This window comes from Flagellimonas yonaguniensis (assembly GCF_029193885.1).
Lineage (GTDB): Bacteria > Bacteroidota > Bacteroidia > Flavobacteriales > Flavobacteriaceae > Flagellimonas > Flagellimonas yonaguniensis.
On the sequence record NZ_JARFVB010000001.1, the window covers coordinates 402,777 to 423,181 of the forward strand.

A 20,405-nucleotide genomic window follows, 5' to 3' on the forward strand; every position below is an offset into this window, starting at 1 on the left:
AATCATGTTTAAGAATTATCTAAAAATTGCTTGGCGGAACCTTACCAAGAACAAGGGGTATACTATTATCAATGTGGGCGGTCTTGCACTAGGGATGGCCGTAACCTTGATTATCGGCCTATGGATTAAAGACGAGCTTTCCCATAACAGTTATTTCTCCCAAAAAGACCAAATAGCACAAATCTACCAGTCCCAGACTTTCAATGGAGAAACAGGAACAGGGCCGGCCATACCCCGCCCCCTTGAAATGGCGTTTAGGGAGGGGTATATGGATAATTTCAAGCATTTGGTCATGTCGTCCTGGACTACGCCCCAGTATCTTAAATACAAAGAAACCAGCATTTCACGGGAAGGAAATTTTATGCAGCGAGGGGCTCCAGATATGTTTGACCTCAATATTTTGAAAGGAGAAAAGGATGGCATTCGGGAAATCAATTCCATTATGTTGTCTGAATCCACTGCCAATGCTTTGTTTGGAAATGAAGATCCCATTGGCAAAACCATAGAGGTCAACAGTCAATATAACATGATGGTAACTGCTGTCTTTGAAGACCTCCCTTTCAATACCTCTTTTAGCGATACTGATTATTTGATGCCTTGGGACAAGTATGTTTCCGTGAATGAATGGATTAAAAATGCGGAAGACCAATGGGGAAACAATTCGTTTCAAATGTTTGTCCAAATTGCGGACAATACCACGATGGAAGGTGTTACGGACAAGATCAAGGAAGTAAAGAAAGAGCTCAACGAAGAAACGGTGGAATTCAACCCCCAGCTTTTCCTTTTGCCCATGGAAGACTGGCATTTGCGTTCTCGATTCGAGAATGGCAAGCAAGTAGGGGGAAGAATCAAATATGTTTGGCTTTTTGGGATAATCGGAGCATTTGTACTGTTGTTGGCGTGTATCAACTTCATGAACTTGAGTACAGCACGCTCGGAAAAAAGGGCAAAGGAAGTTGGTATCAGAAAATCCATTGGATCTCAGCGAAGCCAATTGATCAATCAATTTTTAGGGGAATCTTTTGTCGTGGTTTTGTTGGCCTTTGTGATTGCAATATTTATTGTGGTTTTGTCTCTGAACGGATTCAATGAATTGGCCAGAAAAGAGATGGAATTTCCGTGGTTGTCCCTTGGATTTTGGGGTGCATCCTTGGTTTTTATATTGATTACGGCCCTATTGGCAGGCAGTTATCCTGCACTTTATCTGTCCTCGTTTAGGCCGGTCGATGTATTGAAAGGCACCTTTAAAGCCGGAAAGCACTCTGGATTGCCCCGTAAGATTTTGGTAGTGGTTCAGTTTACCGTTTCCGTGGCCTTTATCATAGGTACTGTAATCGTGATGCAGCAAATCAACCATGCAAAAAGCAGACCTATAGGTTATGATAAGGAAGGTTTGGTGCAAGTGCCCACCATGAGCAAGGATTTTACGGGAAAATTTGAGTTGATGCGGGAAGAATTCATCAATTCCGGAGCTATTACTGAAATGTCCACTTCCAGTGCGCCTACTACCCGAATTTGGTCGAACCGAAGCGGGTTTGACTGGGAGGGCAAGCCCGAAGGATTCCAAGAAGATCTCGCTTGGACCGAAGTGTCGCCAGAATATGCCCAAAGCCTCAATTTGAAAATTGTCACCGGAAGAGACTTTTCGCGGGAATTCGCCTCTGAATCCACAGCAGTGCTCTTAAATGAAACCGCAGTAAAATACATGGGCCTCAAAGACCCTGTGGGCAAGTTCATAACGGACACCGATACGGAAGACCCCTTTGAACCGATGAAGATCATTGGCGTGGTACAGGATATGATTGCTCAATCCCCCTACGAACCTGTTAAACAAGGGATGTATGTGTTTGATAAGAACAGTAATGGATCTTACTACAACATGAGATTGAACCCAAACCAAAGTGCCAGCCAAAATATAGCGATAATCGAAAGGGTTTTTAAGGAGCATTTCCCCAATATCCCATTCCAGTACGATTTTGTGGATGAAGAATACGGTAAAAAGTTTGCCTCCGAGGTTCGTATTGGCAGACTATCGGGAATTTTCACGGTTCTTGCCATTTTGATCAGTTGTCTGGGCCTTTTTGGACTTACTTCTTTCGTGGCCGAGCAGAGAACCAAGGAAATAGGGGTGCGAAAAGTGTTGGGTGCTTCGGTGTTCAATGTTTGGAACATGCTCTCCAAGGACTTCTTAAAACTGGTGGTTATTTCCTGTTTTATAGCGGTGCCCATCGCCTATTATGTGATGAACGGTTGGTTACAGGAGTACCCGTACCGTGTGATTTTGAAATGGTGGATTTTTGCCCTGGCCATGATGGGAGCCTTGGCCGTTACCATTTTGACAGTGAGTTTTCAGGCAATCAGGGCAGCAAAATCCAACCCTGCCCGTAGTTTGAGAACGGAATAGATCAAACAGAAAAACGAAAACCATGTTTAAGAACAACATCAAAATAGCCTGGAGAAGCCTTAAAAAACAGCCATTCTTCACATTTCTCAACATCTTTGGATTAGCTATCGGAATGGCTGGAGGGCTTTTGCTGGGGCTTTATATTTATGACGACCTGAGCCACGACAAAATGTTTACCGATGCCGATCGTATCTACCGAATCAATTCGGATATGAAATTCGGGGGGGCTGCACAAAGATCGGCAGAAGTATCGGCACCTATGGCCCAAGCCATGGTTACCGACATACCAGAAGTGGAAATGGCCACAAGGTTCAGGAGCATAGGGAGTGTTTTCATTCGGCCACAAGATGTGATGGACAATGTAAGGGAACCCCATATATCCTATGCCGACTCCACTTTTTTCAAGATGTTCGGCATTGAGTTGTTGTATGGTGATGAACGTACGGCATTGGTGGAACCCAACACCTTGGTAATGACGAGAACGGCTGCTGAAAAACATTTTCCCGTAGATGAAGCCGTGGGGCAAACCCTAGTTATCAACGACCAAGAGGTGTTTACCGTTACGGGAGTAATGGAGGACCTTCCCAAAAACTCAATTTTTAAGGACAGGCCCCTTTTCCTTTCCATGTCAGGGTATGAAGATGCACAGCTTGCCGAATGGGGAAACCATAATTACTTCACATTTGTGAAGTTGGTTCCAGGCACTTCAGGCTCGGATATTCAAGCTGAAATGCAATCCATGGTAGGGAAATATCTCATTCCGTATGCGCAAAGATTCTTTCCAGGCATTACCGAACAACAATTTTTGGATTCGGGGAATTATGTGAACTATTCCACCATTCCGTTGACCGATATTCATTTACATTCAAAAAGAAGTCCGGAATTCAGTGTAGTGAGCGACATTAAAAACGTATACATTCTTGGGGCGATAGCCATTATTCTGTTGGTGTTGGCCAGTGTGAACTTTATGAACCTGTCCACGGCCCACTCCCTGAAACGATCAAAGGAAGTCGGGATTCGAAAAACGTTGGGCTCCCAGCGTAGTGGATTGATCGGACAGTTTTTGACGGAATCTGGCTTGATTGCCATGGGGTCTTTGGTTTTTGCATTGATCATAGCATCGATCGCCATGCCCTTTTACAACGATTTGGCGGGCAAGGAACTCTCCATACCCTATTCAAACCCCTTCTTTTGGTTGATTTTGTTGGTTGCTGCCTTGATTCTAGGTTTGTTTTCTGGAAGCTACCCAGCGTTTTTTATGTCACGTTTTGTGGCGGCAAAAGTGTTGAAGGGACAAGGAGACAATGCCATCGGTGGTGGTAGGGTTAGAAATGCCTTGGTCATATTTCAATTCAGTATATCGGTGTTTTTGATCATGGGTACGTTGACCGTATTTCAGCAACTTCGCTTTATTCAAGGCAAGGACCTTGGATATGGGAAAAACCAAGTGTTGATCATTGGCGGGGTAAATTCACTTGAAGGAAAAAGGCAATCGTTCAAAGATGCTGTGGTTCGAATAAGTCAAGTGAACAACGCAACGTTAAGTAGCTATTTACCTACGCCATCATCACGAAGCAGCGGAACGTATTTGCTGGCAGAAGATCGTAGCCAAGAAAAATCCATCAATATGCAGCAATGGGCGGTGGACGAAGATTACCTATCCACAATTGATCTAACCTTGATTTCAGGAAGGGCTTTTGACTTGGATAGGTTCGCTACGGATTCATCGGCCGTAATCATAAACGAAAAGGCCGTGGCCATTTTGGGAAAAACCCCAGAAAGTGTGATCGGGACCCAATTTGTGGGCCATTTGGATGATGGGGGAAACTTATCCACTGTAATCGGTGTGGTAAAAAACTTCCATTACGAAACACTCAGGGATGAGGTTGGGGCATTGGCCCTTTTCCACGGAGGGGAATATGCAAGTAATTTGGCCATTAAACTAAATGGGGGAAATGTTGCGCAAACCGTGGCAGAAATAGAGAGCATTTGGAGAGAGATGGCGCCCACACAGCCTTTTGACCATTATTTCATGGATGACTCCTTCAACACAAGCTATGAGGCCGAACAGCGTTTGGGGCAGATTTTTATGATTTTTACCCTGTTGTCCATCATAATTGCTTGTTTGGGACTGTTGGGCCTTGCCACATTCAACGCACAGAAGCGTGTCAAGGAAATAGGCGTTCGCAAGGTACTGGGTGCTGGTGTTGGGCAAATAGTCTACCGATTGTCCGTTGATTTTTTAAAGCTTGTGGGACTTGCAGTGATCATTGCATTGCCATTGGGTTGGTATGCGATGGATAGATGGTTGCAGGATTTCTCCTATCGAATCGACATTCCTTGGTGGATTTTCGCATTATCGGCATTGTTGGCGGTGGGAGTTGCTCTCTTGACGGTAAGTTATCAAAGTATAAAAGCGGCCATTGTAAATCCGGTCAAAAGCCTACGAACGGAATAGATCAACCCAATCAAAAAAACGAACCATGTTGTTGAACAACCTTAAAATAGCTTGGAGAAGCATTCTGAAGAACAAACTTTTTTCCTTGATCAATGTCATTGGGCTTTCCATTGGTCTCTGTTCGGCCTTGGTCATTGGGGCCATAATTTATTTTGATTTTTCCTTTGACACCTTTCACAAGGATAAGGATAGAATCTATAGGGTAACCTCGCTTTTTAAGTCAGATGGGGATGAATTTCCCAACAGGGGGGTGGCCGTTCCATTGATGCGCACTTTCAGGGAAGGCATTCCAGGAGTGGAGCTCACGGCACCTTTTATGAACACCAGTTTTTCCAAGATAGAGAACAAAAAGCAGGACTTACTTTTTAAAGATGGAAGCGATGCTATTTTAGCTGATGATGCTTACTTTCAATTGTTTGATTACGAGTGGTTGGCCGGGGACAAGCAAACCGCGCTATCCGAACCGGCACAGGTAGTGCTGTCCCAGAAGAACGCCGAAAAGTATTTCCCTCACAAAAACTTGACGGATATCGTTGGGAGCACATTGCTCTACAACGATTCCATAAATGTAAAGGTAACCGGTGTTGTAGCTGATTTTGAAAAAAACACTGACCTCAAGTTCAATGAGTTCATGTCCCTTTCCTCGGCCAAAATGTTTGATGAGAAAGACATTGCCACCTACGACCAATGGAATAGCACAAGTTCTGGAGATCAGTTGTTTTTAAGGGTCAAGGATGAGTCAAGTGTCGCTGGAATCCAATCTCGGTTGGATGCCTTGGCCAAGGAGCATAAAAACCCGGCTCCTTGGGCCGCCAATAGCGAAAGATTATTCCAACTCCAAGCACTATCGGACATACATTTTGGAGGCGAACACGGGGATTATCCTTTTAACAACTCGGATCATGTGGCCAGCAAGAAGGTTTTGAAGAGTCTTGCTTTTGTTGCATTGTTCCTCTTATTGCTCGGTTGTGCCAACTTTATCAATTTGAATTCCGCACAAGCATTGACAAGAGCCAAGGAGATAGGAATTCGCAAAACCTTGGGAAGTTCTAAAAAGCAAGTGGTGCGGCAATTTTTGGGAGAAACCATCATTTTAACCACAATAGCCACTATGTTGTCGCTTCTAATGGCACCATTTTTACTGCGCCAGTTTGCAGATTTCCTGCCACAGGGAATAGACTTGTCTGTTCTGTACAGCACCGAAGGAATCATCGGGATTTTGATTTTAGTGGTTTTGGTAAGTCTGTTGTCCGGATTCTATCCAGCTTTTGTGTTGTCCAAATTCAGGCCGGCCACCGTTTTAAAAGGGCAATTCACCAAAGGGGACAAAGGTGTGCGACTTCGCAAAACCTTAACCGTGTTTCAGTTTGTTGTGGCTCAGGTTTTTGTGATAGCAACTCTGTTGGTGGCCAAACAACTGCATTTTGTGATGAATTCCGATATGGGCATAAATACCGAGACCGTGGCCTATGTTAGGACTCCTTGGAGAGATGCATCGAAAGTAAAGAAAGAAAGATTGTTCTCTCAAATAAAGAACATTGAAGGTCTTTCCAATGTGAGCAAGGGAGGTAGCCCGCCTGCATCCAATAGTATGTCCTCAACGATGCTAAGTTATTTTAAGGATGGCAACGAAACACATCAAGAAACCGAAATATTGATGGGGGACACCACTTATCTTAAAACATACGGAATTCCTTTACTTGCAGGCAGGGAACGAATGAATGATAGCATTGATGAGTACGTTGTCAATGAAACTTTCGCTAGGGCCATTGGTTTCCAAGACCCAAAAGAGGTGGTGGGAACCGTTGTTAAACTAGACACGCTTCAAATTCCCATTGTGGGGTTGATGCGGGATTTTAACCAAAGATCTTTGCGTTCAGATATAAAGCCATTGGTCATAAAAGGACATTATAATGGTAGGAGCTTTAGCAATATCCATTTTGACTTGGGCAAGAATCCCGAACAATGGGCAAAGTCCATTGATGCGGTGGAACAAGCTTTGGCCTTGGTTTATCCTGATGATGAATTGGAAGTCCAGTTTATGGATGAAATGGTGGAAGGCTTTTACCAAAGGGAAAAAAGTACCGTACAGCTTTTAAAGTGGGCCACGGGTTTAGCCATCCTGATCAGTTGTATGGGCCTCATGGGCTTGGTGGTCTATACTACCGAGCGTAGGGTCAAGGAGATAGGAGTCCGTAAAGTACTGGGTGCCAATCTCACACAATTGAACCTTTTACTATGTAAGGAGTTTTTGATCTTGGTGGGGATAGCCTTTGCCATAGCCGTGCCCATTTCATGGTACCTGATTCAAGAATGGATGCAGGAATTTGCCTATAAAACATCACTGAGTTGGTGGGTATTCATGGCGAGCGGAACAGGAATGGTACTGGTTGCTTTGGCCGTAATAGGGGCCAGAACCTACAAAACAGCCAATATAAATCCAGTCGAAAGCCTAAGGAATGAATAAACATTGAGTCATGATGAACTTTTTAAAATTGGCATTTCGAAGATTGTTCCGAAAAGGGGAACATGCCCTTACCAGAATCGTATCCTTGACGGCCGGATTGGCTTTTGGAATATTGCTTCTGTCCGAGGTACTGTACTATTTTAGTTACGATAGTTTTTATCCAAATGCGGACAGGATATATTTAGTTCATGAAAACTTCAATATGGATAAATCCTCCAACGAACTGGAGAGTTATCCGAGGGTCAGTGGTGCCATTGCTCCGGGACTTAAAGCAGAGGTGCCTGGCATTGAGGCAGCCACCCGTCTCAACCCCTTGGGAGACCATATGATCTATACCGATGATTTCAACAGCTACGATGCCAAGGTATCATTGGCTGATGAGCATTTATTCGATGTGCTCCCAGTTCCCATGATAAGCGGAAACCCTGAAGAAATTTTAAAAAGCCCAATGACCTGTATGGTATCTCAAGAGATTGCGGAAAACATGGGGGGTAATGTTATGGGAAAGGTCATTGGCATCAGAGCTTACCCAGATAAAAAACTGACCATTGCAGGTGTATTTGAGACCTTGCCCGAGAATACCAACTATGAGTACGATGTATTGATATCCATGGTGTCCACTGATCAATTTACATGGGATGGAACCGAAAATTGGATGGGAAACGATAGGTATTATGCTTGCGTAAAATTAAGTCCGGGGGTAACTCCGTCAGATTTGGCCCCAGCAGTACGGGCCATGCAGGTAAAGCATCAGGACATTGAAAAGCTGGAAGAAGAACATCAAGGAATCGTACTTCAGTATTCGTTCAAACCTATCAAAGAGATAAAAGTGGACGATGTAAAGGATATGATTCTGATCCTGGCCACCATAGCACTTTCGGTTTTGTTTGTTTCATTGATGAACTACATTTTGTTGACCATGGGAACCTTGATTGCCAGGGCAAAGAGTTCCGCCATACATAAAACCTGTGGTGCGGACACCAAAAACCTGCAACGAATGATTCTTTCCGAGACCGTTGTTGTTTTTGCAATCTCAATAGTAGGGGCACTACTGTTGATATGGGGCTTAAGGCCATTGGCAGAGGCCCAATGGGGGCATGACCTAACCTCTGTTTTGAACCCATACGTGATTGCTCCCCTGGTTTTGCTGATACTTTTCCTTGTGTTCGTCACAAGTTATTTCCCAGGTCGATTCTATTCACGTATCCCTGTGGCTACGGCGTTTAGAAGCTATCAACAGAAAAAAAGTAAATGGAAGTTGGTTCTTTTATCTTTTCAGTTTGTAGGAGCCACATTTATACTTACCGTTTTGGTATTTGTTACACTTCAGTACAACAACATGAAGAATGCCGATCATGGATATACCGCGGAGGGAGTATATTACACATCCACCGAGGGAATGGATGGCAATAAGATTGGAATGGTGTTGAACGAGCTTCGGGCTATGCCAGACATTGAAATGGTCGGTCTTGGGGACGACGACCCCGTAAGTGGCGCTTCGGGAAACAATGTGCTCTCACAAGACGGTAAAAGGGAGTTGTTCAATGTGGCTGATTTTTATGAAGTGGACAGTAACTATTTATCCATTTTGGGCATCCATGTGGATGAAGGAGAAAGCTTTTCCAGCAATCAAGCGGTTCCCAATGATGTGGTTATAAGCAAAAGAGGGGCAGAGCTGCTCAAATTGAACAATGGATGGACCGATGGTGTTGTAGGAAAGCAAATTACCTTGACCCAACACGGGAGCACAACCATCCGGGGTGTGTTTCCAGATTTTGTGATCCAATCGATTTCTGATCCCGATTTGAGGCCCTCCGTATTTTTTTATCAGACCGAGGAAAAGTTTGAAGAGCTCAAAATCGAAGACCCTTCCACTCGATTCAATATTATGATAAAGACAAGCAATGGAGCTCAAGAGGGTATCATGGACAGGATAAGGGCCGTCGTCAATTTAGGCTTCCCTCATGAGGATGCAGTGGTCAAGAGTCTTGAGACGGAACAATTGAATGCGTACCAAGGGCAAAAGGGCTTCCGAAACGCCATGATCATTGGTAACGCCATCATTTTGTTGGTTACCATTATCGGCCTGTTGGGGTATACGTTCAACGAATCAACACGTCGTAGAAAAGAATTGGCCATAAGAAGGATTAGCGGGGCCACACTATCGGACATATTGAAATCATTTATCTCTGATTTGGAATACGTTGCAGTTCCAGCAGTTGTGTTAGGGCTGTTGGGGGCATGGCTTACATTGGACAAATGGATGCAGAATTTTGCCTTTAAAATGAATTTGCATTGGGGCATTTTTGCCGTATGCAGTCTATTTATATTGTTTATGATAGCCGTGATTGCGACCATAAACTATACCCGAACCGCAAACCGCAATCCTGTGGATGCACTTCGGCAAGAATAAAAAGGAATTCATCAATCAAAAGACATGACCTATGTTCAAAAACTATTTGAAAATCGCTTGGAGAAACCTGATTAAGAACAAGGTTTTTAGCATTGCCAACATTGTGGGGCTGACCTGTGCATTTGCGGTGGCTATTTTATTGTCAATGACAGCCTTGTTCGAACTGTCTTTTGATCAGTTCCATGAAAATAAAGACACCGCGTATCAAGTTTACCTTACTAGCCAAACCCCTAGGGGTGCTGAAACGAGCACTTCCAACCCTGTTCCATTGGCAGGGGCACTGGAGGAAGAGGTGTCGGGAGTAAAACGAATCACACGTGCCTTGAGTGAAGACGCACTGGTTTCATATAAGGAAAAAGACTTGGACCTGGATGCAGAATATGTGGATGCGGAATTCTTCAACATATTTACCTTTCCTGGTATTAATGGGAATACGAACAATCCATTGCCATCAAAAAATACGGTTTCCATTACTGAAGAAACCGCAACAAAAATATTTGGAAACACCGATGTGGTCGGAGAGGTCATTCAGATTAGGATAGGAAACGAAGAGCGTCCTTTTACAATTGCGGCCATATTGGAGAACACTCCCGCCAATAGCAGTATTGATTTTGATATTGTGATTCCGTTTGAGAACCACCCAGAATACGAGTCCAATAAAGATGTGTGGAATTCTCAATTTCATCCCGTTTACCTTCAGTTGGAAGAAGGAGTGACCACCAAACAGTTCGAGGAGAATACAAGGGATTTTGCCAACCTTCACTATGAGGGGAGCATAGAAAGTGATAAAAGGGATGGAGCACTGCCCGATGGAAACGGTCAGTACAAGCAGTTCCACCTCTTGTCCATTACCAACATGCATTTTGCATCTTACAAAGCAGGTAAGGCGGATGTAGCTCGTACGTTTCCCTACATCATTCTTGGGGTGGCGTTGGTCATCCTATTTATCGTTTGCGCCAACTTCATCAACATGAACATTGCCTTGAGCGAAAAAAGATTGAAGGAGATTGGAATGAGAAAGACCCTTGGAGCTGTAAAAAAACAACTGTTCTTTCAGTTCTGGATGGAAAGTGTGATCGTTTTCCTTATTGCCATAGGTTTGGGACTTATGGCTAGTAATTTGCTCATAGACCCGTTCAAGACCCTTTTCAATACCAAGGCCACCTTTGCCGATGTAACCCAACCAGAAATAATAGCACTATTTGTCACAACGGTCTTTGTCATTACCCTGATTGCAGGGGGGTATCCTGCATTGCTTTTGAGCAAGTTGAGTACACTTCGGGCATTAAAAGGCAAGCTCGACCTTGGCAAAAACCGATTGCGCAATGGACTAATCGTGCTTCAGTTTGTGATTGCCATTGTTTTGATCACCGGAACTATGGTTCTACACGGCCAAATTGAATTTTTGCGCAACAAGGACTTGGGGTACAATAAGGAGCAAGTAGTATCCATTCCCTTGAATGGGAAAAAAAATAGTTACAGTGTTGTGGCTCTACTACGTGACGAGCTCAAGAACAACCCTGATATCATAAGCATATCCGGTGCGGACAATAATTTAGGGCGTGGTAGGGACGGTAGTCTTTCCAGTAGTAGAATGGGATTTGATTATAAGGAGAGAGGGGTTTTTACATACACTATCACTGTGGACCACGATTATGCAAAGACTTTAGACTTGGAGTTGGTTTCTGGGCGTATGTTCGATAGGGATTTTGCCATTGACAGTCTTAGCTTGGTCATCAATGAAACCATGGCAAAGCAGCTTGGGGAAGAAGACCCACTTTCCATACGTATTCCCATGGGTGACAATGTAACCTACTCCGTGGTCGGAGTGGTAAAGGATTATAATTTTCAAGAAGTCAGCAAGAAGATACAACCACTCACTCTCTTTATGAACAAAGATTGGGACTTGTATTATGCTTATGTGAAAATTGCTCCGAACAATCCCGCACAATCATTTGATGCCATAAAAAGTGTTTGGGAAAAAATTGAGCCGCAAGCCGAATTTTTGGGCTCTTTTTTGGATGAAAATGTAGACCGTACATTCAGGAGGGAAAAAACCATGGCCACCATTATAACCAGTGGAAGCGTTTTGGGTATCATTTTGAGCTGTTTGGGGCTTTTTGCCATATCAATGCTCGTGGTTGCCCAGCGTACCAAGGAAATAGGGGTGCGAAAAGTGGTAGGTGCCAGCGTATCCTCAGTGGCACTGTTGCTTACCAAGGATTTTTTAAAGTTGGTGGGCTTTGCCTTTATCATTGCCACGCCCATTGCATGGTACTTTTTAAACGAATGGATACAGAACTATGCATCACATGTTCCCCTCAGCCCTTTATTTTTTGTTGCCGCAGGGTTAACCGCTTGCTTGATTGCCTTTATTACAGTGGGTTCACGTACCGTAAAAGCAGCATCGGCAAACCCTGTAAAAAGTTTACGAACCGAATAAACCAACCATCATGTTAAAAAAACACCTGATTACAGCCCTCCGACAGTTACAGCGAAAGCGATTGTTCACGGCATTGAACATTTTTGGGCTGGCAATTGGAATCAGTGTATGTTGGGGCATCTATAGGATTGTTTCATATGAATACAGTTACGATCAAAACCTTGCCCAAAAAGAAAATATCTATCGTGTTGTTTCAGGTTTCATTTTTGATGAAAAAGAAGATTATAATGGCGGGGCCTCTAAGCCATTGTACCAAGGTATTCGGGAACAAATGGACGGATTGGAACACGTGGTGCCGGTATTCGAAAAATCCTACCAGAATGTTGAGGTAAAAAAACCTTCGGGCAACATCTTAAATTTTGGGGAACAACGAAATATTGCCGCCATTGATTCGGCCTATTTCAAAATGCTAAACTACCATTGGTTGGCAGGAACTGAATCATCTTTCTTTGACAATCCCAATAGCGTAGTATTGACAGAAAGTAGGGCAAAACAATACTTTCCAGGCAAGGCTCCGAACGAAATTTTGGACCGGACCATTATCTATTACGGGTATCGTGACACTATTCCCAAAACGGTGACAGGTGTTGTGGCCGATTTTGAACAACCCTCTGAGTTTACCACAAAGGAATTTTTTCCCTTGGAACACATTGCATATAATTTGAACACCTGGACCAATACCAATGGTTCGGATAGGCTCTATCTTCAATTGAATGAGGCTTCAAGCCCCGCGATCATCGCCAAGCAGGTGGATGCCATTATCCAACAAAAAACCAAAGAGTGGAGGGTCGAATCTGAAAGCACGTTTGAATTTAATCGATGGATCGAATTGTTGCCCTTAAGTGAATCCCATTTTTCCACGCATATTAGTGAAGGGAAAATAAGAAAAGCCAATAAACCTGTACTATATGGGTTAATGGGGATGGCCCTTTTCTTACTGCTCTTGGCATGTGTCAACTACATAAATTTAAGCATTGCGGGCATACCACAAAGGGCCAAGGAAATTGGAGTCCGAAAAACCCTGGGGGGGAATAAATTCCAGTTGATAAGCCAATTTTTATTGGAAACCTTGGTAACCACCCTTTTGGCCGCGATCTTGTCCATGATCTTGATCAAATTGGATTTTTGGTTGTTGAGAGGGATTATTCCACCAGAAATTTCACCTTTTACGGAAGTCTTGGAGTTTGTCCTTTTTATATCCGCCATAAGTATTTTGATTGCATTTCTGGCCGGTTTGTACCCCGGCTGGTTGATTGCTCGGGTAAATGCCATCAATGTCTTCAGGAATACTTCCTTGCGCACCAAAAACAACAAAGGTTTCAACCTACAAAAAGCACTTATTGTATTTCAGTTTGTCATTGCTTTGGTATTCATTACTTCTTCTTTGGTCATTGGAAAACAACTGCACTACTCCCTTACTTCTGATATGGGTTTTGATAAGGATGCCGTTGTTTTGGCACCTATTCCCTTTAAATATATTTTGGACGACAACTACAACGGAAAACAATTTGCCTTATATGAAGAGCTCAAAGCCATATCCGGCATCCAAAGTATTTCCTTGGGAGAGGCTCCATTGGAAGGAGGACATTCTTCAAGCCAATATGAGTATGCTGAAGATGGAAATCCCACCATCAATCGACAAGTATCCCGGAAGTGGGTGGACACCTCATATCTCGATTTATACAACCTAAAGTTGTTGGCTGGAAGAAATCTCCATTCTTCCGAAAAACCTAAAGAATTTGTAATCAATGAAACGGCCGTCAAAGCATTTGGTTTTGACTCTCCTCAAGACGCTTTGGGCAAACTCATTGGCCAAAAAGGGGAAAAAATGCCTATTGTAGGCGTTGTAAATGATTTTCACATGCGGGATTTCTATTCCACGATAGATCCCATGGCCTTTCAAATGGAAAAAGATAATCTGTACAATTTCAATATCAAATTGGCAGGCAATAGTGCCGAATGGTCGACCACTTTAAAGAAAATTGAACAAAAATGGTATCAATTTTACCCTTCGGATAGTTTTTCCTATACCTTTTATGACGATTCCATAGCGCAATTATACCAACAGGAACAACAATTGGCGACCTTGGTGAATTTAGCGACTATTATTGCCATATTCATTAGTTGTTTGGGGTTATTTGGACTAGCGGTCCTTACTGCATTCCAACGAACCAAAGAGATTGGTATCCGAAAAGTGATGGGGGCCTCCGTAGAGGGTATTGTTGGATTGCTTTCCAAAGAGTATATCTTTTTGGTAACCCTTGCACTGGTGATTGCATCGCCTATTGCGTGGTTTTTTATGGACAAATGGCTTCAAAAATTTGCCTATCGCATAGAAATTGAGTGGTGGATGTTTGTGGCTGCTGGATTTTCGGCCTTGGCGATTGCCTTATTGACCGTAAGCACACAGGCCATAAAGGCGGCCATTGCCACCCCTGTACAAAGCTTAAGAGACGAATAAAAGCTGAGAAAATCAATTAAACAGTATAACATGATTGGAATAAAATCTTTCTTAAGGCACCTTTCAAGGAATAAAATGTATACCAGTGTTACCGTTCTTGGATTTGCACTGTCTTTGACTTTTGTGCTCATTCTTGGCATATACATCCAGAATGAACTTTCCGTAGATGATTTCCATGAAAATAAGGACAGAATCTATAGGCTTGAGAATGAAACAGTTGATTTTTCCCCTCCCATTGCGACTGATTTAGCTGATATCTACCCTGAAATTGAAGATTTCACAAGGGTTTATAATGCATCTGGAAGAATTTCCAGGTCGGGAGGGCAAAAAGTAAAGTTTGACTATTTAGGTGTTGACCCTGGTTTTTTCAATATGTTTTCCTTCCCTTTGATTCAGGGAGATTCCAAACTGGTACTTCAAACCGAGGATGAGATTGTTTTGTCCAGGAATAAGGCCGTACAAATATTCGGCTCAGTAACAGGAGCTATGGGCCAAAACATTTTTATTGAAGGGAACAATAAATTTACAGTCACGGGTGTGATGGAAAATTTCCCTGACAACACCCATTTTACCCAGCAGGATGCCTTGGTAAATCTTGGAGCGTTCAAAAAAGTATACGCTTTTGAAGATATAATGGAGGAATATGGCTGGTGTTCGCTCAGCATCTACCTCATGGCGAAGTCCAATACGGATCTTCCGGCAAAAGCACCTGAAATATTGGAAAATTTCAAGAAGAATTTTTGGCTTTACCAAGAAGGATGGGCAAAATCAGTGGTAATGACCCCTTTACCGCAGCTTTATTTTAGCAATAAGATAGGAAATGGCACAAAATCCAATAGTAAAACCATGATTTTGGTGCTTTCAGGGATTGTATTCATCATCCTTTTGTTGGCTATAGGGAATTATATCAACCTCACTATTGCACAAGCCACTTTCAGAGGGAAAGAAGTAGCTGTAAAAAAATTGTTGGGAGGCTCAAAAAGACAGTTGGTACGTCAGTTGGTCGTAGAATCCTTTGTACTCTGCTTTTCGGCATTTTTCATAGCGTTTTTATGGGCAATAATGCTGGAACCTGTACTTGATACCATGCTGGACACCAAGCTTGAAATTCATCAGGCATTGACAGGGACCAATATGTTGATGGCTTTTGCACTACTAGTTTCGATAGGGTTCATTTCAGGAATTATTCCCGCAATCAAAATATCTAGATTTAAGCCCATCCAAGTGGTAAAGGGAGAATTGCGTACCAGGTCAAAAAGCATTTACTCCAAGGCGTTTATCACTTTTCAATACACAGTGGCCATTGCTTTATTGGCCAGTAGTTGGATTATTCTTAAACAGACGAATTATTTAAGAGATAAGGATTTGGGATTTGACAAGGACAACATTGTCCAAATGGAATATTTGGGAGACACCAAACAGAAAGAGACCATAAAGGGCGAACTTTTGAAGATCCCCGGTGTAAAGGATGTGTCCATTACTTGGCAAAGTCCATTGAGTGGAGGAAGTAACCAAACGTTTGACAGTAATGGGAAATCGGTGAGCTTTCAGGAATTTGCGGTGGATTCATCTTTTTATGATGTTTTCAGCATTAAGGTTGCTCCTACAGAAGTGGCGTATACCCCAAATGGAGTGGTTTTGAATGAGGCCGCTTTAAAGGAATTGGGCATGACGAACAATCCAGTTTCGTATCAAATGGGAGATCGGGAAATACCTGTTTTGGGTGTAGTAAAGGATTTCAACTTTAAACAATTAAGGGACAATGTCGGTCCTTTGATGATCAGGCAACAAAACCCCGGACAATTTGCAGATAATGTTTTTTTAAAACTGGACGGCAAGGGGGCAATCAATACAATCAGTCAAATAAAAACCACGTATTCCAACATTATCGGAAATGTGGAGTTTGATGTCCGATTTGTCGATGAAGCCATATCCCAGTGGTATAAAAAGGAGGAGCGTACAGGAAAAATCATCAGTTATTTTACTGTTTTAGCTGTGATTATCTCTTCTATGGGCATATTGGCGATGGCGACTTTTTACATGCAACAACGTAAAAAGGAAATTGGTGTCAGAAAAGTGAATGGGGCCACTATAGGAAGGGTCATGGCACTTTTGAGCAAAGATTTTATAAAATGGGTAATGTTGGCATTTATCATAGCGGTTCCCGTATCATGGTATGCTATGCATAGATGGCTGCAAAGCTTTGCCTATAAAACCACAATGGATTGGTGGGTATTTGTTTTTGCTGGTATCCTTACGCTATTGATGGCATTGCTCACGGTAAGTTGGCAAAGCTACAAGGCTGCTTCTGCCAATCCTGTTAAAAGTTTGAGGAACGAATAACCGCTTATAAAATGAACCATTTAAAGAAATTTCGAAGTAATCTGTTCATTGTTTCATTGTTGTCTTTGATGTTCAATGCTGTCGTTACCGGACAAGAGACATCGGAAACAAATCTCAAAACCAGGATAGATGAATATGTAAGTCAAAGTGTGGAAAATGGCTACTCAGGGAGCATTTTGGTTGCGAAGAAAGGAGAAATCATACTGTCCAAAGGATATGGCTGGGCAGATAGATTAAAAAAAATACCAAATACGCCATCTACGGTGTTCAATATAGGGTCGGTTACCAAACAATTCACTGCAACGGCGATTTTAAAGCTTCAGGAAGACGGGAAACTCAACGTACAGGATAAGATTTCAAAATATTTTCCAGAAGCCCCGGCCGATAAAAAGGATATTACCATACATCAATTGCTCACCCATACATCTGGCGTATCACCTGGTACAGGAGGTTTCAGGTATGATAAAGCAAGCAAAGAAACATTTTTAAGCGACTTTTTTGCAGCAGAGTTAATGTATTCACCAGGATCAAAGCATACTTATGCCAATGCCAACTACATATTATTGTCAGCTATAATTGAACAGGTCTCACAACAAGACTATGAAACCTTTTTAAGGGAAAGCTTTTGGACTCCTTTGCAAATGCACCATACAGGTTATAAAGGAATATACTTTGACAGTGAGAAACTTGCCCACGGGTACTATTTCCATTATACAGATGGCGAATGGAGAGATTGGGGAACAACCCAAAAATACCTTCCGTACAATGAAGATCATTGGTACAGCATAGGAAAAGGCGATATCTATTCCACGGTTGAAGACCTTTATAAATGGCATTTAGCACTGGAAAAAAATGTAGTACTACGTGTGGAAACAAAAAAATTAATGGAAGAAGCCCATGTTCCAGAGAATGAATCAAAATCATCATTTTATGGTTATGGTTGGGCGATATTCAATTCACAGAACAACTCAAAAATTGTGGCACATAACGGGAGCAACGGCATTTATTTTGCGGATTTCTTGCGATTTGTGGAAGATGATATGGTTGTAATTGCACTATCAAATATTATTTTAAACCAGCAATCAGAAAGTGTGGCGTGGGAACTTGCCAAAATTGTCATGGACTCTGGATACCGACCCAAAACCATTCCAAAAAACAAGTATGAACTGGTTTTTGATTTTATCAGATCTAATAATCCGGAGAATGTGAACCAATTGCCTCAATTTATTGAGGCCAAAACAGGAACCCCGATTAACGACAAAGCACTTTTGAACCGAATTGGATTTAAACAAGTATCGGAAAATAAGGATACAGCATGGGGCATATCTCTTTTAAAGCTCAATGCAAGTCTTTTTCCAGATGATGGAAATCTTTGGGACTCCCTTGGAGAAGGATACTATTTAATAAATGACAAAGACAATGCAATTAAGAGTTTTACAAAAGCAATTGAGCTCAGACCTGAAACCAATTGTTATTGGTGTGAAAACTCAGCACAACGATTAGAGAAATTAAAAAACGAATAAAATGCTATTACAACTCAACAACATATTCAAATGGGTCAACTCGGGAGGCCAACGTATTTTTTTACTGAAGGACATTAACCTGGAAGTCGAAGAAGGAGAATTTATCTCTGTCATGGGGCCATCGGGATCAGGCAAGTCCACTTTGCTCAACGTCATTGGGATGCTGGATACTTTTGATGAAGGGGAATACAATTTTCTGGATGAATCTGTTCATTCCCTCAAAGAAAAACACCGATCCAATCTGTACAAACAATATATTGGTTTTGTATTCCAATCCTATCATTTGCTCGATGAACTTACCGTTAAAGAGAATCTGGAAATGCCCTTGATCTATAAAAAAATAAAAGGCTCGGAGCGTAAGGCCATGGTGGCCGATATGCTGGATCGTTTCAATATTGTGGGCAAGAAAGACCTTTTTCCAGCTCAACTGAGTGGTGGTCAGCAACAGTTGGTAGGCGTGGCGAGAGCCTTGATTGCCAATCCAAAATTGATTTTGGCAGATGAGCCAACGGGCAATCTAAATTCTAAACAGGGCGAGGAGATTATGGAGCTGTTCAAGCAATTAAATGAAGAGGGAGTAACTATCATCCAAGTGACCCACTCCGAGAAAAATGCGGAATACGGCTCTAGAATCATCAATTTATTGGACGGGAGAATGGTTTGATCTTGGGAATTGTTGGGTAATTGAGTTATTAGGTTAGTACTGTTCTGTCATTCTGAACCCGGCGAAGAATCTAAATAGTCATATGTGAACTAATCGGCTAGATCGGCTAATTCCTTGCCCACAAGACTGCCTAGCGCCACGCCCATTCCACCCAAGCGGACCCCGCAGTAAATGGATTCTGAAACTTGTTTGACTATAGGGGATTTTTGGGAACCAACCCCCATGATACCGCTCCATCTACGTTCAATTTTCACGGGATGATCGGGTAGAATCATATTGCGGAGCAATGCCTCCAATTGGTTTTGGATAATCTTCGTTTCTCCGAATGCGGTAGTTTCCTCGGTTTCAAAATCAAGGTTCCTTCCCCCACCGAACAGGATCCTATCATCAATGTTGCGGAAGTAATAATAACCCTCCTCAAAATGGAAGGTGCCTTTAATGTGTAAATTTTTGATGGGCTCTGTAATCAAAACTTGGGCTCGAGCAGGTTTCACCGTTTCTGATTTCAATAATTTCGATGCAAACCCGTTGGTGGCCACAAATACTTTTTTGGATAAAAATTCAAAGTCAGCGGTTTTGATGATTCCCCCTCCATTGGATTCAACTACCTCTTCGACCATAACCCCATTTAAAATGGGTATTTCCATCGACATACACTTTTGAATCAAGGAACGCATCATCTTACCCGTGTCCAATTGTCCTTCCAGCAGGTGTGTGATGTATTTTTTTTGGATATTGGAGAATCCAAATAAATTGGAATTGGAGACAAAAGGCTTTTTGGCAAAAATGGGTTCCATCAAATTATTGAGGTAAGGGACAGATTCCAAGCATTTTTCGTAGAACCCAGGTTTTTCCATAGGAAAAAGTTCGTGACTGCCATGCAGTTGAAAACCGATGGCCTCATCTCCCAACAGACTGCGTAACCTCTGAATGCCATTCCATCTTTTTTGAACGAGTTCCACCACTTCTTCTTCGTTGTGATGCTCTAGGTCTGCTAAAATCTCAGAAACGCTTCCAAAACAAGCAAAACCAGCATTTTTGGTGCTGGCACCTTGTGGCAAACTGCCCTTTTCGAGAATCAAGATGTTGCTTTTGGGGTATTTTTCCTTTAAACTGATGGCACAATTGATTCCAACAATACCACTGCCGATAATGGTAAAATCGACATGGGTAAACCAGCTTTTATGTTCCCAATAACTTAACTCCATAAAAGAAAAACCCCGAATTTA

The 20,405-nt window shown here is 42.5% G+C and carries 10 protein-coding genes; 9 read left to right on the forward strand and 1 reads right to left on the reverse strand.

All coding sequences use genetic code 11. The annotated features are described in order from the left end of the window. Positions 1 to 4: 4 nt before the first annotated feature. Genes PY092_RS01830 through PY092_RS01870 form a run of 9 tightly spaced genes read left to right on the forward strand, consistent with a single transcriptional unit; the run spans position 5 to position 19,176 of the window. Positions 5 to 2,404 carry an ABC transporter permease gene (locus PY092_RS01830; protein ID WP_275614150.1) on the forward strand — a complete coding sequence of 800 codons (2,400 nt, stop codon included), beginning with the start codon at positions 5 to 7 and terminating at the stop codon, positions 2,402 to 2,404. Between the two features lie 22 nt (positions 2,405 to 2,426). Then, positions 2,427 to 4,862, forward strand: a complete 2,436-nt coding sequence (locus tag PY092_RS01835) for an ABC transporter permease (protein ID WP_275614151.1) — start codon at positions 2,427 to 2,429, stop codon at positions 4,860 to 4,862. 25 nt (positions 4,863 to 4,887) lie between these two features. Beyond that, the gene (locus tag PY092_RS01840; RefSeq protein WP_275614152.1) at positions 4,888 to 7,329 is read left to right on the forward strand and encodes an ABC transporter permease; all 2,442 of its coding nucleotides are present in this window, start codon (positions 4,888 to 4,890) and stop codon (positions 7,327 to 7,329) included. A gap of 10 nt (positions 7,330 to 7,339) precedes the next feature. Further along, positions 7,340 to 9,742: an ABC transporter permease gene (locus PY092_RS01845; protein WP_275614153.1), complete on the forward strand. Its 2,403-nt coding sequence runs from the start codon at positions 7,340 to 7,342 to the stop codon at positions 9,740 to 9,742. Positions 9,743 to 9,773: 31 nt separating this feature from the next. After that, on the forward strand, positions 9,774 to 12,185 hold the full coding sequence (locus PY092_RS01850) for an ABC transporter permease (RefSeq protein ID WP_275614154.1): 2,412 nt from the start codon (positions 9,774 to 9,776) through the stop codon (positions 12,183 to 12,185). 10 nt (positions 12,186 to 12,195) lie between these two features. Further along, positions 12,196 to 14,646, forward strand: coding sequence for an ABC transporter permease (locus PY092_RS01855; RefSeq protein ID WP_275614155.1), 2,451 nt, complete (start codon positions 12,196 to 12,198; stop codon positions 14,644 to 14,646). Between the two features lie 30 nt (positions 14,647 to 14,676). Further along, positions 14,677 to 16,989, forward strand: coding sequence for an FtsX-like permease family protein (locus PY092_RS01860; RefSeq protein WP_275614156.1), 2,313 nt, complete (start codon positions 14,677 to 14,679; stop codon positions 16,987 to 16,989). 11 nt (positions 16,990 to 17,000) lie between these two features. After that, a complete protein-coding gene (locus PY092_RS01865) occupies positions 17,001 to 18,512 on the forward strand; it encodes a serine hydrolase (protein ID WP_275614157.1) in 1,512 nt (503 codons plus the stop codon). 1 nt (position 18,513) lies between these two features. Next, positions 18,514 to 19,176 (forward strand): ABC transporter ATP-binding protein, encoded by a 663-nt coding sequence (locus PY092_RS01870; protein WP_275614158.1) that lies wholly within the window; start codon positions 18,514 to 18,516, stop codon positions 19,174 to 19,176. Between the two features lie 89 nt (positions 19,177 to 19,265). On the opposite strand, the gene PY092_RS01875 is transcribed toward PY092_RS01870, so the two are convergent. After that, positions 19,266 to 20,384 (reverse strand): NAD(P)/FAD-dependent oxidoreductase, encoded by a 1,119-nt coding sequence (locus PY092_RS01875; protein ID WP_275614159.1) that lies wholly within the window; start codon positions 20,382 to 20,384, stop codon positions 19,266 to 19,268. Between the last annotated feature and the right edge of the window lie 21 nt (positions 20,385 to 20,405).